Raw genomic sequence first — 13,848 nt, 5'->3', positions numbered from 1 at the left:
CCTACCGTAGCGACCAGCTCCCCCGTCGCCCCGCATCTGGCTCGCGGTTCGGCGTGTCGGAGCCGAGTCTACGCCCTGGCGCTCACGCGCGCCCTCAGGCGTCGAGCGCGTCGCGCGTGAGGAGCTCGCGGACCGACTGGATCTGGCCGGCGAGGTCGCGAGCGGCCTCGGCCGCCTTCGCCTGGCTGCCCGTCTCGCGGCGGCCGCGCATGGGCTTGAGCGCCGACTCGATGAGCGCCGCCTCGCGCTGCGCCGACTGGCGCATGCCGCGCAGGTGGCGCGGCTCGATGCCGTAGCGCTGCAGCTCGACGAGCGCGCGCAGCGCCTGCACCGCTTCGTCGCCGAACGGCTCCGCACCCGGGAGCAGCTGGGCGGAGAGCGCGTCGGTGAGCAGCTGCTTCGAGGCACCGGCCTCGGCCTGCAGCTCCGCGCGCGACAGCCGGCGCTCGGCGGTGAGGATCGACGGCGCCTCGACGCGCACGTTGGCACCCGGGATCTGCGGCGTGCGCCCGTGGTCGATGTCGTCGAGGTGACCGAGGATCACCTTGAGCGGCAGGTAGTGGTCGCGCTGGAGCGTGAGGATGTAGCGCAGTCGCTCGAGGTCGGCGGCGTCGAACTTGCGATAGCCCGACGGCGTGCGCTGCGGCGAGATGAGCCCCTGGTCCTCCAGGAACCGCAGCTTCGACGGCGACAGGTCGGGGAACTCCGGTCCGAGCTTCGCGAGCACCTGACCGATCGAGAGGAGGCCGGCAGGCTTCCTCGCGGCTTGGGCGCTCACGCCCGGGCGTCGAGGTCGAGGCGGGAGCGGTAGAAGGTGAGGCGGAACTTGCCGACCTGGACCTCGGCGCCGTCGCGCAGCACGGCGCGGTCGACGCGCTCGCCGTCGTGGTACGTGCCGTTGAGGGAGCCGAGGTCGCGCAGCTCGAAGGTCGTGCCGTCGCGCGTGAACTCGGCGTGACGGCGCGAGACGGTCACGTCGTCGAGGAAGATGTCGGCGTCGGGGTGACGACCGGCGATCGTGGAGTCCTGGTCGAGCAGGAAGCGCGCGCCCACGTTCGGGCCGCGTCGCACGACGAGGATGGCGGAGCCCGACGGCAGCGATGCCACGGCCTCGCGGTCCTCCGCCGAGGTGCCCGACAGCATCGCGGCGAGCTGCGCGCGATAGTCGTCACCCCACGACTGCGTGCTCTCGCCGTCGCCCCTGCGCGGGTCCTGCTCGGTCATGCGCTTCCTCCACGCGATGGCGCCGGCGGTCCGGCGGTGACGATCAGCATACGGTCTCGAGGCGGCGCCCGGACTCGGAGCCGGCATCGCCTGAGAGGCCCACCCTAGCGAATCCGGCGGGCTCGTGGCGCCGTCACGGCAGCCCCGCGAACTGGCGCAGCAGCGCGGCCGTCGCGGCGGCCGCGGCGACCGCCACGATGAAGGGCGCACGCACCGCGAAGAGCCCCGCCGCGACCGCGACCGCGGGGATGCGCGCGTCGAGCACGATGCCCGCGTCGCCGCCCAGCATCTGCACGGCGACGAGCCCCGCGAGCAGCGACACGGTGAGCAGCTCGAGCGTGCGGCGCGGCCGCGGCTGGTCGAACAGCCGCGGCGGCACGGCGTAGCCGAGCAGCTTGATCGCGAGCACCGCGATGCTCGCGAGCAGGATGAGGTGCCAGGTCGTCATGGGCGCCCGCCTCGCGGATGCGTCGGACCGGCGTGGCGGGAGCCGTGCACCTCGGCCGGACCCGGGTCGGGCAGCCGCGACTCGTGCTTCGGGCCGAGCCAGTTCGTCAGCCCGACGATGACCCCGATCGCCGCGGCCACGATCACCGGGAGCCCGGCGGGCAGCACGGGCAGCAGCGACGCCGCGACCACCGCGCTCGCCGCGGCGACCGCGATCGCCTGCCGCGCGCGCAGCCGCGGCCAGAGCAGGCCGACGAACGCGGCCGCGGCAGCCGCGTCGAGCCCCCACTGCTTGGGGTCGCCGAGCAGGTCGCCGAGCAGCGCGCCCGCGAGCGTCGCGAGGTTCCACCCCACCCAGATGCCGACGCCCGTGACCCAGAAGCCGACCCTCTGAGCGCGCGCATCGGACTGGGCGAGCGCCACGGCCGTCGACTCGTCGATCGTCACGTGCGCCGCGACCGGGATCATCGCGCCGCGGGGCGCCACCACCCGGCGCATGCTCATGCCGTAGAGCGCGTTGCGCAGCCCCAGCATCGCCGCGCTCGCGACACCCGCGATGCCGCCGCCCGCGGCCATCACGCCGATGAACGCGAACTGCGAGCCACCCGAGAACATCAGCGCGCTCAGCACCATCGTCTGCCACAGGTCGAGCCCCGCGGTGATCGAGAGGGCGCCGAACGAGAGCCCGTAGGCGCTCGTGGCGATGACGACGCTGAGCCCCGCGCGCCACGCGCGCCGCTCCGCATCCGTCTGCACCGGACCAGCGTACGTTGAGGGCATGCACCTGATCGTCGGCGACGACCGCCTCGCGCGCCCGGTGTGGGCCGCGTCCGACCCGCTGCTGCGCGACTACTACGACCGCGAGTGGGGCATGCCCGTGCGCGACGAGACGGGCCTCTTCGAGCGGCTCTCGCTCGAGGCCTTCCAGTCGGGGCTCTCGTGGTCGACCATCCTGCGGAAGCGCCCGGCGTTCCGCGCGGCGTTCGCGGGCTTCGACCCGGATGCCGTCGCCGCGTTCGACGACGCCGACGTCGCGCGACTCATGGACGACGCCGGCATCGTGCGCAACCGCCGCAAGATCGACGCCACGATCGGCAACGCGCGCGCCACGGTGGCGCTGCGCGCGGAGGGCGGGCTCGCGGCGCTCGTCTGGTCGTTCCAGCCGGAGTCGACGCCTGCGCCCGAGACGTTCGCCGACGTGCCGACGCAGTCGCCGGAGTCGATCGCGCTCTCGAAGGCGCTCAAGCGTCGCGGCTTCGCGCACGTCGGCCCCACCACGATGCACGCGCTCATGGAGGCGGTCGGGATCGTCGACACCCACCTGGTCGGCTCGCACCGGCGCGGCTCGAGCGGCGTCTGGACGGCAGAGGGGCAGCGAGCATGAGCCGCATCCTCATCGTCCAGTCGCGGCCCGAGGACGACGTCGCCGCGGCCGAGCTCGAGGCGATGGTGCGCTTCGGGCGCCTCGACGATGCCCGCGTCGAGCGCATCCGCCTCGACCGCGACCAGCCGGCCATCGACCTCGCCGGCGTCGACGCCGTGCTCATCGGCGGCGGCCCCGCGAACTTCAGCGACGACCCCGAGCTGCGGCCCGCGGCCCACGCGGGCGTCGTGCCGTGGCTCACCGCGCTCGCGACGCAGGTGATCCGCGACGACATCCCCTACCTCGGCGCGTGCCTCGGCCTCGGCGCGGTCGTGCACGCGCTCGGCGAGCGGATGGTGCGCGGCATCGCGGAGTCGGTCGCGCCCGTCGAGCTGAGCCTCGTCGGCGAGGACTGGCTCATCGAGGGCCTCCCCCGCGCGTTCACGGCGTTCGGCGGCCACAAGGAGGGCATCCGCGAGGCGCCTGCGGGCTCGGCCGCGCACCCCGTCACGACGCTGGCCGTCTCCGCCGCGTGCGTGCACATGCTGCGGGTGGGCGAGCACGTCGTCGCGACGCAGTTCCACCCCGAGCTCGACGCCGACGGCCTCGAGCAGCGCATCCGCGCCTACCGCGACCACGGCTACTTCTCCCCCGACGAGGTCGACGACCTCGTGCGGGCCGGCCGGGCCGCGCACGTCGAGCACCCGCAGGCCATCCTCGCCCGCTTCGCCGAGCGGTACGGGCTCACGCGATGACCCGGGTGGTCGCGGCGTTCGACGCGTTCAAGGGCAGCCTGACGGCGCTGGAGGCATGCGAGGCGGCCGCTCGCGGCGTGCGCGCCGCGGTGCCCGCCGCCGAGGTCGTGCTCGTGCCGATGGCGGACGGCGGCGAGGGCAGCCTCGACGCGCTGCTCGCGCGCGGCGGCGAGCTGCGGTCGACCGAGACCGTCGACGCGATCGGCAGGCCCGCGGCCGCGCAGTGGACGCTCGACGGCGGCCACGCGGTGATCGAGCTCGCGCAGGCCGCCGGCCTGCCGCAGGTCGAGGACGCGCTGCTCCGCCCGCTCGAGGCGTCGACCGCCGGGCTCGGCCGCGTCGTGCTCGACGCCCTCGATGCCGGCGCGACGGAGCTGACCCTGCTGCTCGGCGGCTCCGCCACCACCGACGGCGGCGCCGGGGTGCTCACCGCGCTGGGCGCGCGGCTGACGGATGCCGCGGGCAGCGCCGTCGCCGCGGGCGGCGGCGGCCTGGGCGCGCTCGAGCGCATCGACGTGACCGCGATCGATCCGCGAGCGCTCGCCGCGCGCTGGCGCTTCGTCACCGACGTCGACGCACCCCTCACCGGGCCGCGCGGTGCCGCGGCGGTCTTCGGGCCGCAGAAGGGCGCGACGCCCGCCGATGTCGCGACCCTCGACGCCGCCCTCGGCCGGTTCGCGAGCGCCGCGGCCACCGCCCTCGGCGTCGAGCGCGCGGCGATCGCCGACGTGCCGGGCGCCGGTGCGGCCGGGGGCGCCGCGAGCGTGCTGCGCGCCCTCACCGGCGGCGAGATCGTCGCGGGCGGCGCCTGGTTCGCCGGGCTCGTGGGCCTCGACGAGTCGATCGCCGGCAGCGCGCTCGTGCTCACCGGCGAGGGCAGGTTCGACGGCCAGTCGGCGGGCGGCAAGGTCGTCTCGGTCGTGCACGCGGCTGCGCGAGCGCAGCGCGTCCCGCTCTGCGTGCTCGCCGGTGCGGTCGACGCGGACGCCGCCGCGGCGATGGGGGTGCCTGCGATCTCGATCGCGGCCGGGCCGGCGGACCTCGTCGCGCTGCAGCGCGACGCGGCCGACCTGCTCGCCGCGGCCGCCGCATCCGTCGCCCGGCTCGCCCTCGGCTAGGCGCCGAGCCGGCACGCGACGGCTGGACACGCCGCGCGCGGGGAGTCAGACTGCGTGCATGGATGAGGCGGACACGCCGATCCGCACGCCTGACCAGCGGCTGCGCGTCTTCGTCAGCTCCACGCTGAAGGAGCTGGCCGCCGAGCGCCAAGCGGTCCGGTCGGCGATCGAGGGGCTGCAGCTCGCGCCGGTGATGTTCGAGCTGGGATCCAGGCCGCACCCGCCCCGCTCGCTCTACCGCTCCTACCTCGCGCAGAGCGACGTCTTCGTGGGCATCTACGGCGAGCGCTACGGCTGGGTGGCGCCGGGCGAGGCGGTCTCGGGGCTCGAGGACGAGTACGCGCTCTCGGGCGAGCTGCCGTCGCTCATCTACGTGCTCGACCCCGCGCCCGAGCGCGAGGCGCGGCTCGAGGCGCTGCTCGACCGCATCCGTGCGGACGACCGCGTCTCGTACCGCGCCTACCGCGACCCCGACGAGCTCGCGACACTCGTGCGGCAGGACCTCGCGACGCTGCTCGCGGAGCGCTTCGACGCCGGCCGGCCGCGCGGTGCGATGCGCGCCGACGCGATGCCGGGCATCCCCGCCCCCTACAGCGCGATCGTCGGCCGCGACGCCGAGCGCGACGCGCTGCTCGCGATGCTCGCGCGCCCCGACGTGCGGATCGTGACGATCGTGGGCGACGGCGGCATCGGCAAGTCGCGGCTCGCGATCGAGGTCGCGGGGGCAGCCGCGGCCGTCGGTCGCCCGGTCGCGTTCGCGATGCTCGAGACGATCACCGTGCCGGAGCGGGCCATCACCGTGATCGCCCGCTCGCTCGGCGTGCGCGACACCGGCGACGCGCCGCTCGAGCAGAAGGTCGTCGAGGCGCTCGCCGATCGCGACGTGCTGCTCGTGGTCGACAACCTCGAGCACGTGCTGGGCGCCGTCGGGCTGCTCGTGCGGCTCATCGGCGCCGCACCGCGGCTGACGCTGCTCGTGACGAGCCGCTCGCCGCTGCGCGTGCGCGCGGAGCGGCTCTTCCCGCTCGGACCGCTCGACGCCGCCGCAGCGGCCGCGCTCTTCGAGGAGCGCGCGGCCGCCGTCCGTCCGGGCTTCCGGCTGGGCCCCGAGAACGAGGCGACGGTCGCCGAGATCTGCCGCCGGCTCGACGGCAGCCCGCTCGCGATCGAGCTGGCCGCCGCGCGCATGGTGTGGATGCCGGTCGACGAGCTGCTGCGCCGGCTGGAGTCGGCGCTCACGCTCCTCGTCGGCGGCGCGCGCGACCTGCCCGAGCGCCAGCGGGCGCTGCGCAGCACCATCCAGTGGAGCGTCGACCTGCTCGATCCGAGCGCGACCGAGGCGCTCACCGCGCTCGCCGTGCCAGCCGGCCCGTTCGCGGGCAGCACCGCGGAGCAGGTGCTCGGCGCCGCCGGCATCGCCGACCCGACCGCCGCGATCACTGCCCTCGCCGAGGCGAGCCTGCTGCGCCACGAGGACCATCGGGGCGCGCCGATGCTCGCGCTGCCCGTGCTCGTCCGCGCGTTCGCACGCGAAGCCGGACCCGCGTCGCTGCTCGAGACCGCCAGGGCGGCGTGGATCGACCACTACCGGCGGGTCGCGTCGGATGCGGAGGCGGCGATGCGCGGCGCGTCGCAGCTCGCGACGCTGCGGCGGCTCGACCTCGAGGCCGAGAACCTCGGCGGCGTCGTGCGGCTGCTGCTCGACGACCGCCGGCTCGACGACGCGGCCGAGCACGCGTGGTCGCTCTACCTGTACCACTGGATCGCCGGCCACCTCGGTCTCGTGCGCGAGTGGATGACCGAGCTGCTCGCGCTCTCCGAACGCGAGTCGATCCCGCTCGGCGTGCGCACGCGAGCGATCGCGCTCTACTACACCCACGCCATCCGCTTCTGGCAGGAGCCGACCTCGGACGTCGTGCCCGGGATGCAGGCGTCGCGCGACCTCTTCGCGGAGGCGGACGACCCCGGCGGCGCGGCCCTCGCCGACGTCTCGATCGGCCTGGGACTGCTGACGCTCCCGGACGGGCCCGACGTGCCGGCCGCGACCGCCGTGCTCGAGCGCAGCCGCGCCGGCTTCCGTGCGGTCGGCGACGCGTGGGGCGAGGCGATGACGCTCGTGATGCTCGGCCGGATCGCGCTGCTCACCGGCGACATCGGCGGAGCGCGCGAGCGCTTCGAGGAGAGCCTCGCGCTCGCGACCGCGCAGCACGAGCTGCTCGGCATCGGCATCGCGCGCAACCACCGCGGCTGGGCGCGGCTGTTCGCGGGCGACGTCGAGGGCGCGGCGGACGACCTCGGCACGAGCCTCGACGAATCCCTCGCGCTCGGGCACGACGAGGGCGTCGCCTACGGCCTCGAGGGGTTCGTGGGGGTGCGCGGCGCCCAGGGCGACGCGGCGACCGCCGGCGTGCTGCAGGGCGCGGCGCAGGCGCTCCGGCGCCGGAAGGGTGCGCTCAACCGCAGCGGGTTCGACTTCTCGACCATGGTCGTCGCGCGGCTGCGGGATGGCGGGGCTGGCGACGCGTTCGACGCCGCGGCCGAGCGCGGCGCGACCATGCCGCTCGTCGACGTGCTCGCGCTGGTCCGCGCACCATGATCGAGCGGCCACTGCCGGCGACGCGCTGGATCGCGCTCGCGATCGTGCCGTTCCTCGTCGTCGCCGTCGTCGTGCTCTTCGCGGCGCCCGAGCGCACCGGCGAGCTGTTCGCGTGGCCGATCGCGCCGCCGCTCTCGGCGTTCCTGCTCGCCTCCGCGTACCTCGGCGGCATCGCCTACTTCCTCGCCGTCTGGCGCACGCCGAGCTGGCACCGCGTGCGGCACGGGCTGCCGGCGGTGGCGGTGTTCGCCACCGCCCTGCTCGTCACCACGCTGCTGCACCTCGACCGCTTCTCGTCGAACCTGCCGTTCGCCGTGTGGCTCGTGCTCTACGCGACCACGCCGATCGCGGTGGTGTGGCTGCTCGTGCTCCAGCGCGGGCACGATCCCGGCGCGCGGCAGGGTGCGCTGCCCGAGGCCGACGTGGCGATCCCGGCCGCGGTGCGCGTCGCGCTCGCGGCGATCGGGCTCGCGGCGCTCGCGGCCGGCGCCGCAGCGCTCGTGGCGCCCGCGTGGCTCGCGGAACTCTGGGCGTGGCAGCTGACGCCGCTCACCGCTCGCGCGACCGGCGCCGTGCTCACCCTCACCGGCGTCGTGAACCTCGCGATGCTGCGCGACCGGCGCTGGAGCGCCTTCCGCATCCTGTACGGGGCGCAGCTGCTGAGCCTGGCCGCGATCGTCATCTCGCTCATCATCCGCCGCGACGACCTGCTGTGGGACCGCCCCCTCACGGTGCCGTTCCTCGCCCTCGTGGCCGCCGCCGCGCTCGCCTACAGCGCGTTCACCGCGTGGTGCGAGCTGCGGCTGCGGCGCGCGAGCGCCGCAGCCTGACTCAGGCCGCCGCGTCCCGGAGTGCGCCCGCCGCTTCGAGCAGCTCGATCGCGCGGATGCGCTCCGCGGTCGTGCCGTGCACGGCCATGATGAGCTCGTCGGCGTCGGCCTCCAGCTGGAAGCGGCGGAGGGTCGCCACCGCCTCGTCGCCGGTGCCGAGGGCCGTGTTGCGCACCATCGTCGCGATGTGCGCCGCCTGCGGGCTCGCGGCGAGCGCGTCGAGCTCGTCGTCGCCGACCTGCTGCGCGATCGGGCTGTCGCGCAGCAGCAGGCCGCGCACGCGCGCTCGCACGAGCTCGCGCTGCATCTGCATCGCCTCGTCGCGCGAGGGCGCGACGACCGCGTTGATGCCGGCGATCACGAAGGGCGCGTCGAGCTGCGCGCTCGGCTCGAACCGCTCGCGGTAGACGGCGACGGCCTGGTGCAGCGCATCCGGGGCGAAGTGCGACGCGAAGGCGTACGGGAGGCCGAGCGCGGCCGCGAGCTGCGCGCCGAAGAGCGACGAGCCGAGGATCGTGAGCGGCACGTTCGTGCCGTGGCCGGGCACCGCCTTGATGCCGGGCACCGTCGGCGTGCCCGACAGGTAGCCCTGCAGCTCGACGACGTCCTCCGGGAACCGCTCGGAGGCGCGGATGTCGCGGCGCAGCGCCGTCCACGTGCGCTGGTCGGTGCCCGGTGCGCGGCCGAGGCCGAGGTCGATGCGGCCGGGGTGCAGCTCGGCGAGCGTGCCGAACTGCTCGGCGATCACGAGCGGCGAGTGGTTGGGCAGCATGACGCCGCCCGCGCCGAGCCGGATCGTCGACGTGTGCGCGGCGACGTGCGCGATGAGCACGCTCGTCGCGCTCGACGCGATCGTCGCCATGTTGTGGTGCTCGGCGTACCAGACGCGGGCGTAGCCCAGGCGCTCGGCAGCCTGGGCGAGCTCGACGGAGCCGGCGAGGCTGGCGCCTGCGGTCTCTCCAGGGGCGATGGGGGCGAGATCCAGCACAGACAGACGCATCCGCCCAGCCTAGGCCGGGCGGATGCCGGGCGTCGGCGCCCTTCGCTCTCAGCGGATCAGATCGCCTCGAGGACGACCGCCGAGCCCTGGCCGCCGCCGCCGCAGATGCCGCTCGCGCCGATCGCGCCGCTGCCGAGCTGCTGCAGGCGGCGGGCGAGGTGCCCGACGATGCGCGCGCCGGAGGCGCCGATCGGGTGACCCAGCGAGACCGCACCGCCGTTGGCGTTGACGATCTCGGGGTCGACGCCGAGCTGCCGCGTCGACGCGACGCCGACCGCCGCGAACGCCTCGTTGATCTCGACCGCCTGCAGGTCGCTCGTCGACTTGCCCGCGCGTCCGAGCGCCTGCTCGATCGCGTCGGCCGGCTGCGAGTGCAGCGACACGTTCGGGCCGGCGACGAAGCCGGTGGCGAGCACGCGGGCGAGGCCCGTGATGCCGTGCTCGCTCGCGTAGGCGTCCGACACGAGCACGACCGCAGCGGCGCCGTCGGTGATCTGCGACGCGTTGCCTGCGGTGATCGACCCCTCCGGGGTGAACGCGGGGCGCAGTGCGGCGAGCGACTCGACGGTGGTCTCTGCGCGCACGCCGTCGTCGACGGCCACGGTCACGGTCTTCCGGCCGGCCTTCGCCTCGAACGGCACGATCTCGCCGTCCAGCGTCCCGTCGGCCTGCGCGCGCACGAGGCGGGCGTGCGACGCGGCGGCGAACTCGTCCTGCTGCTCGCGGGTGACCTCGAACGCCGCGTTGTAGCCGTCGGTCGACTCGCCCATCGGCACGTGCTCGAAGGCATCCGTCAGCCCGTCGAACTGCATCGTGTCGGTGAGCGAGAGCTGCCCGAACTTCGCGCCCGCGCGCATCGGCGCGGCGTGCGGCGCGAGCGTCATCGACTCCTGGCCGACGGCGACGACGACGTCGGCCTCGCCGAGCTGGATCATGCGGTGGCCCGTGACGATCGCCTCGGTGCCCGAGAGGCACACGGCGTTGACGCCGAGCGCCGGCACGGTCATCGGGATGCCGGCACCCACAGCCGTCTGGCGCGGCGGGTTCTGCCCCACCGCGGCCTGCAGCACCTGGCCGACGATGACGGCGTCCACCTCGGTCGCGGCGATCCCGGCCTTCTCGAGCGCGTGCTTCGCCGCGTGGGCGCCGAGCGCCGTCGAGGGCACCTGGGCGAGCTGTCCCAGGAACTTGGCGAACGGGGTGCGCGCGTAACCGGCGATGATCGTCTCGGGCATGGGGCTGCTCCTTCGCAGTCGGGATGCGACCAGGGTACCCGCGCTCACCCGGTCTGCGAGTGCTCACGGTACTCCCGGGATCGGGGAGTAGAACGGGAGGTCCCGACGAGAGGAGTCGCAGCGATGAGCGACCAGCAGAGCCCCGACGAGCGCACCGTCGACCCCGAGGACCGCGACGCGCAGCCGCTCGACGAGCAGCAGCAGGACGCCGAGACCGAGGAGGACACCGCCTCGGGCGGTGCCCCGCAGCCGCCGGCCTGACGACGGCAGCACGAAGGGCCGGGCGCGCTGCCCGGCCCTTCGTCGTGTCAGGCGATGGTCAGCGGTCGGTGCGCTGCTCGTCCGCCGGCCACTGGTCGGCGGTGTCCTCGTGCCCCGCGGTCTCGTCGGGCTGCGCGCCCTCCTGGTACCACTGCTGCGCGGAGTCCTGGTGCCCGCCCTCGGTGGCCACCTCGTCGGCACCCGCGGCGCCGGTGGTCGTCGCGGCGCTCGAACCGTCGCCGCCGCTCGCCTCGCCCGCGATGTTCACCATCCACAGCACGCCCCAGCGGTCGACGAGCATGCCGAAGGTGTCGCCCCACGGCGACTCCACGAGCGGCTCCAGGACGTTCGCGCCGTCGCGGAGCGCCTCCCAGTAGCGGGTGAGCGCGACGGCGTCGTCGCCGGAGAGCGAGACCTGCTGCGTGCCGGTCGGCTGCGGCATCGTCGGGGGCGTGTCGGCACCCATGAGCGTGTGCCCGTCCGCGGTCGTGAGCTGCGCGTGCATGACCAGGTCGGCGTCGTCGGCGCCCTGGCTCATGCCGGACTCGCCGAAGGTGCTGACGACCAGGTCGCCGCCGAACACGCCGTGGTAGAAGTTCATCGCCTCGCGCGCTTGGCGGCCGAACGCGAGATAGGGGTTGAGCAGGGTTGCCATTCGGACTCCTCGGTCTTGACTCCGTGCGGCGGTCGGCCGCGTGCCGCCAGCATGGCGCAGGCGCACCCCGTGCGCCAGAGCGGAGGCTGGACGGACCGGGCTGCGCGGTCGCGTAGCGTTGCAGGCATGACCGACTCGACGATCCAGGTGTACGGCGCCGACTGGTGCAGGGACTGCCGACGCACGAAGCAGCAGCTCGACGGCCTCGCCGTGGACTATGCCTACATCGACGTCGAGCATGACGACGCGGCGGCGCAGCGCGCGCAGCAGATCGCCGGTCGGATGAACATCCCGGTGGTCGTCTTCCCCGACGGCACCCACCAGGTTGAGCCGTCGAACGCCGACGTCGAGGCGAAGCTGCGCGAGCTCAGCCTGCTCTGAGCCGCGTCACGCGGGGAGCGGCAGCCGCAGCTCGGCCGTGAGCCCGCCGTCGTCGTTGCGCGCGAGCTCGACGTCGCCGCCGTTGCGACGGGCGAGCTCCGCGACGATCGCGAGGCCGAGCCCTGTGCCTGCCACGTTCGCGCGCTCCGCGCCCGGTGCGCGGTAGAAGCGCTCGAACGCCTGCGCGAGCTCCTCGTCGGTCATGCCCGGCCCGGTGTCGGCGACCACGAGCAGCGCCATGCCGTCGTCCTCACGTGCGGCGAGGCGGATGCGGCCGTCCTCGGGCGTGAACTTGATCGCGTTCATGAGCAGGTTCGTGATCGCCCGCAGCACGTCGCCGCGCGCGCCGAGCACGGCCACGTCGCCGGGCGCGATCGAGACCTCGATCCCCTTGGGATCGCTGACGACCCGCAGGTTCGCGACGACCTCCTCGAGCACCGCGACGCCGCTCAGCTCGTCGAGGTGCTGCGGCCTGGTCGGCGCGGTCGCGCCGCCGCTGAGCGTCAGCAGGTCCTCGACGAGCTCGGCGAGGCGGTGCGCGTTGCGATCGATCACGTCGAGCCAGCCGCGCTTCGCTGGGGTGACGGCCTCGGAGTCCGCGAGCAGCTCGGTGTACCCGACGATGCTCGTGATCGGGGTGCGCAGCTCGTGGCTCGTCGTCGCGAGGAAGTCGTCCCGCTGGCGCTCGAGCTCGGCGCGGATGGAGCGCGCCGACTCGCGCTCGACCTCCGCCTCGACCTGCGTCTGCTGCGCCTGCAGGATCGAGGTGACGTCGAGCAGCTGCACGGCGAAGCGGTCCTCGTCGCCCTCGATGGCGTTGGCGGCGACGGTGATCGAGCGGCCGCCGACGGTCGTGACCGAGGTCTGCTCGGCGCTGTGCAGCGCCTGCACCGCGGCCGCCTCGATGCGGCCGGCCCACACGTCCCGATGCCCCAGCTCGGCGTCGAGCAGCGAGCGCGCCGCGCGGTTGGTCCAGACGACCTGCGTCTCGTCGGCGCGCCGCACCGCGATGGCGAGGCCGATGCGCGCGTCGACGAGGCTGCCGCTGAGCAGCAGCGTCGAGGCGTCGAGCCGGCGGGAGAGGGCGCGCAGCTCGTACTGCGCCGCGCACAGCACCACACCGAACCCGGCGAAGCTGACCAGCAGCACCTCGAGCAGCGCGGCGCCCTCGACGAGGCCGATCGCCTCGCCGCTGAAGGGACCGCCGCCGGCGAGCGTCAGGACGAGCATCGCGAGCGACGCGACGAGCGTCTCGAGCAGCACGAGCCGGATGGGGAACCGGAAGGCCGCCCACGCCAGGAACGGGTAGAGCGTGAAGGCGAGCGGCAGCGACACCTCCGGGTGGAACACGACGGCGATCGCGAGCGCGAGCAGCGCCGCCTGCACCGTCATCTCCAGGACGCCGGCGCGCACCGGGATGCGCGGCGGCAGTGCGGCGAAGGGCGCGATCGTGAGCATCGCGGCCGCGTGCGACGCGGCGACGAACGGCGCGGTCGGCCAGAGCTCGCCGTCGCCGACGACGGCGCGCGCGGCACCGATGAGCGCACCCCCGACGACGGCGGAGACCGCGGTCGCGCACGCGAACCGCAGCGCGGCCCGCAGCGACGAGAGGCGGAAGGTGTGCCGCCACGCCTGCAGCACGCCGAGCGCGGCCGCCGTGCCGATCGTGTCCGCGACGCCGAAGGCGATCGCGAGCGGGAGCGGCCGGCCGCCGATCGCGTTCGCCGCGGCGGTGGTGACGAGCGCCAGCGCGAGCGCGAGCGGGATGCGACCGGCCGGCTGCAGCATGGCGAAGCCGAGGGCGATGCCGGCCGCCGGCCACCAGACGGCCAAGCCGGTGCCAGGCGGCGCGAAGGCCGCGCCGCCGATGCCGGCCGCGAGGAGCAGCGCGGCGGCGAGCACCCAGCCCCACCACGGCACCGGGCGGTGCGGCGGGTGCGCGGCGTCCGCGTACGGCGCCGCGGCTGCGGGCGTGGTGCTCAT

Annotated in this window: 15 protein-coding genes; 7 read left to right on the top strand and 8 right to left on the bottom strand. The window is 75.0% G+C overall.

Going from position 1 to position 13,848, the window contains the following annotated elements; translation table 11 throughout:
* Nucleotides 1-94: 94 nt before the first annotated feature.
* The 4 genes from ftsR to ACVWW9_RS10595 form a co-directional block, all read right to left on the bottom strand.
* Entirely contained in the window at nucleotides 95-778 is a 684-nt protein-coding gene (gene ftsR / locus ACVWW9_RS10610) for a transcriptional regulator FtsR (protein ID WP_123697612.1), read from the bottom strand.
* Entirely contained in the window at nucleotides 775-1,224 is a 450-nt protein-coding gene (locus ACVWW9_RS10605) for an FHA domain-containing protein (protein ID WP_456515486.1), read from the bottom strand. The genes ftsR and ACVWW9_RS10605 overlap by 4 nt, the downstream gene beginning before the upstream one ends.
* 133 nt (nucleotides 1,225-1,357) lie before the next feature.
* Nucleotides 1,358-1,672 (bottom strand): AzlD domain-containing protein, encoded by a 315-nt coding sequence (locus ACVWW9_RS10600; protein WP_456515485.1) that lies wholly within the window; start codon nucleotides 1,670-1,672, stop codon nucleotides 1,358-1,360.
* The gene (locus ACVWW9_RS10595) at nucleotides 1,669-2,451 is read right to left on the bottom strand and encodes an AzlC family ABC transporter permease (RefSeq protein WP_456515484.1); all 783 of its coding nucleotides are present in this window, start codon (nucleotides 2,449-2,451) and stop codon (nucleotides 1,669-1,671) included. Before ACVWW9_RS10595 ends, ACVWW9_RS10600 begins: the two co-directional genes overlap by 4 nt.
* On the opposite strand from ACVWW9_RS10595, the gene ACVWW9_RS10590 reads away from it, so the two are divergent.
* Genes ACVWW9_RS10590 through ACVWW9_RS10570 form a run of 5 tightly spaced genes read left to right on the top strand, consistent with a single transcriptional unit; the run spans nucleotide 2,450 to nucleotide 8,333 of the window.
* Nucleotides 2,450-3,055, top strand: a complete 606-nt coding sequence (locus ACVWW9_RS10590) for a DNA-3-methyladenine glycosylase I (protein ID WP_456515483.1) — start codon at nucleotides 2,450-2,452, stop codon at nucleotides 3,053-3,055. The two genes, ACVWW9_RS10595 and ACVWW9_RS10590, sit on opposite strands and share 2 nt — an antisense overlap.
* The gene (locus ACVWW9_RS10585) at nucleotides 3,052-3,789 is read left to right on the top strand and encodes a glutamine amidotransferase-related protein (protein WP_456515482.1); all 738 of its coding nucleotides are present in this window, start codon (nucleotides 3,052-3,054) and stop codon (nucleotides 3,787-3,789) included. The genes ACVWW9_RS10590 and ACVWW9_RS10585 overlap by 4 nt, the downstream gene beginning before the upstream one ends.
* The gene (locus tag ACVWW9_RS10580) at nucleotides 3,786-4,907 is read left to right on the top strand and encodes a glycerate kinase (RefSeq protein WP_456515481.1); all 1,122 of its coding nucleotides are present in this window, start codon (nucleotides 3,786-3,788) and stop codon (nucleotides 4,905-4,907) included. The genes ACVWW9_RS10585 and ACVWW9_RS10580 overlap by 4 nt, the downstream gene beginning before the upstream one ends.
* A gap of 58 nt (nucleotides 4,908-4,965) precedes the next feature.
* Nucleotides 4,966-7,503, top strand: a complete 2,538-nt coding sequence (locus tag ACVWW9_RS10575) for an ATP-binding protein (protein ID WP_456515480.1) — start codon at nucleotides 4,966-4,968, stop codon at nucleotides 7,501-7,503.
* The gene (locus ACVWW9_RS10570; RefSeq protein WP_456515479.1) at nucleotides 7,500-8,333 is read left to right on the top strand and encodes a hypothetical protein; all 834 of its coding nucleotides are present in this window, start codon (nucleotides 7,500-7,502) and stop codon (nucleotides 8,331-8,333) included. Before ACVWW9_RS10575 ends, ACVWW9_RS10570 begins: the two co-directional genes overlap by 4 nt.
* Nucleotide 8,334: 1 nt before the next feature.
* Here ACVWW9_RS10570 and ACVWW9_RS10565 read toward each other — a convergent pair whose 3' ends face one another.
* Both ACVWW9_RS10565 and ACVWW9_RS10560 read right to left on the bottom strand, forming a co-directional pair.
* Nucleotides 8,335-9,333: an LLM class flavin-dependent oxidoreductase gene (locus tag ACVWW9_RS10565; RefSeq protein WP_456515478.1), complete on the bottom strand. Its 999-nt coding sequence runs from the start codon at nucleotides 9,331-9,333 to the stop codon at nucleotides 8,335-8,337.
* Between the two features lie 56 nt (nucleotides 9,334-9,389).
* On the bottom strand, nucleotides 9,390-10,568 hold the full coding sequence (locus ACVWW9_RS10560; RefSeq protein ID WP_354261386.1) for an acetyl-CoA C-acyltransferase: 1,179 nt from the start codon (nucleotides 10,566-10,568) through the stop codon (nucleotides 9,390-9,392).
* Nucleotides 10,569-10,691: 123 nt separating this feature from the next.
* On the opposite strand from ACVWW9_RS10560, the gene ACVWW9_RS10555 reads away from it, so the two are divergent.
* On the top strand, nucleotides 10,692-10,829 hold the full coding sequence (locus ACVWW9_RS10555) for a hypothetical protein (RefSeq protein ID WP_170165608.1): 138 nt from the start codon (nucleotides 10,692-10,694) through the stop codon (nucleotides 10,827-10,829).
* Nucleotides 10,830-10,887: 58 nt separating this feature from the next.
* On the opposite strand, the gene ACVWW9_RS10550 is transcribed toward ACVWW9_RS10555, so the two are convergent.
* Nucleotides 10,888-11,484, bottom strand: a complete 597-nt coding sequence (locus tag ACVWW9_RS10550; RefSeq protein ID WP_456515477.1) for a VOC family protein — start codon at nucleotides 11,482-11,484, stop codon at nucleotides 10,888-10,890.
* Nucleotides 11,485-11,610: 126 nt separating this feature from the next.
* Here ACVWW9_RS10550 and ACVWW9_RS10545 point away from each other — a divergent pair, with 126 nt between their 5' ends.
* Nucleotides 11,611-11,865, top strand: coding sequence for a glutaredoxin domain-containing protein (locus ACVWW9_RS10545; protein ID WP_123697599.1), 255 nt, complete (start codon nucleotides 11,611-11,613; stop codon nucleotides 11,863-11,865).
* Nucleotides 11,866-11,871: 6 nt separating this feature from the next.
* On the opposite strand, the gene ACVWW9_RS10540 is transcribed toward ACVWW9_RS10545, so the two are convergent.
* Entirely contained in the window at nucleotides 11,872-13,848 is a 1,977-nt protein-coding gene (locus ACVWW9_RS10540; RefSeq protein ID WP_456515476.1) for an ATP-binding protein, read from the bottom strand.

This window comes from Agrococcus sp. UYP33 (assembly GCF_054060915.1).
Note: the sequence above shows the minus strand (reverse complement) of the source record. Positions and strands in the feature narration are given on the sequence as shown.

What these genes read in the sequence shown, in the direction of transcription:
- ACVWW9_RS10605 (WP_456515486.1), bottom strand. Translation starts at nt 1,224, where the DNA reads ATGACCGAGCAGGACCCGCGCAGGGGCGACGGCGAGAGCACGCAGTCG.
- ACVWW9_RS10600 (WP_456515485.1), bottom strand. Translation starts at nt 1,672, where the DNA reads ATGACGACCTGGCACCTCATCCTGCTCGCGAGCATCGCGGTGCTCGCG.
- ACVWW9_RS10590 (WP_456515483.1), top strand. Translation starts at nt 2,450, where the DNA reads ATGCACCTGATCGTCGGCGACGACCGCCTCGCGCGCCCGGTGTGGGCC.
- ACVWW9_RS10595 (WP_456515484.1), bottom strand. Translation starts at nt 2,451, where the DNA reads ATGCCCTCAACGTACGCTGGTCCGGTGCAGACGGATGCGGAGCGGCGC.
- ACVWW9_RS10585 (WP_456515482.1), top strand. Translation starts at nt 3,052, where the DNA reads ATGAGCCGCATCCTCATCGTCCAGTCGCGGCCCGAGGACGACGTCGCC.
- ACVWW9_RS10580 (WP_456515481.1), top strand. Translation starts at nt 3,786, where the DNA reads ATGACCCGGGTGGTCGCGGCGTTCGACGCGTTCAAGGGCAGCCTGACG.
- ACVWW9_RS10575 (WP_456515480.1), top strand. Translation starts at nt 4,966, where the DNA reads ATGGATGAGGCGGACACGCCGATCCGCACGCCTGACCAGCGGCTGCGC.
- ACVWW9_RS10570 (WP_456515479.1), top strand. Translation starts at nt 7,500, where the DNA reads ATGATCGAGCGGCCACTGCCGGCGACGCGCTGGATCGCGCTCGCGATC.
- ACVWW9_RS10565 (WP_456515478.1), bottom strand. Translation starts at nt 9,333, where the DNA reads ATGCGTCTGTCTGTGCTGGATCTCGCCCCCATCGCCCCTGGAGAGACC.
- ACVWW9_RS10560 (WP_354261386.1), bottom strand. Translation starts at nt 10,568, where the DNA reads ATGCCCGAGACGATCATCGCCGGTTACGCGCGCACCCCGTTCGCCAAG.
- ACVWW9_RS10555 (WP_170165608.1), top strand. Translation starts at nt 10,692, where the DNA reads ATGAGCGACCAGCAGAGCCCCGACGAGCGCACCGTCGACCCCGAGGAC.
- ACVWW9_RS10550 (WP_456515477.1), bottom strand. Translation starts at nt 11,484, where the DNA reads ATGGCAACCCTGCTCAACCCCTATCTCGCGTTCGGCCGCCAAGCGCGC.
- ACVWW9_RS10545 (WP_123697599.1), top strand. Translation starts at nt 11,611, where the DNA reads ATGACCGACTCGACGATCCAGGTGTACGGCGCCGACTGGTGCAGGGAC.
- ACVWW9_RS10540 (WP_456515476.1), bottom strand. Translation starts at nt 13,848, where the DNA reads ATGAGCACCACGCCCGCAGCCGCGGCGCCGTACGCGGACGCCGCGCAC.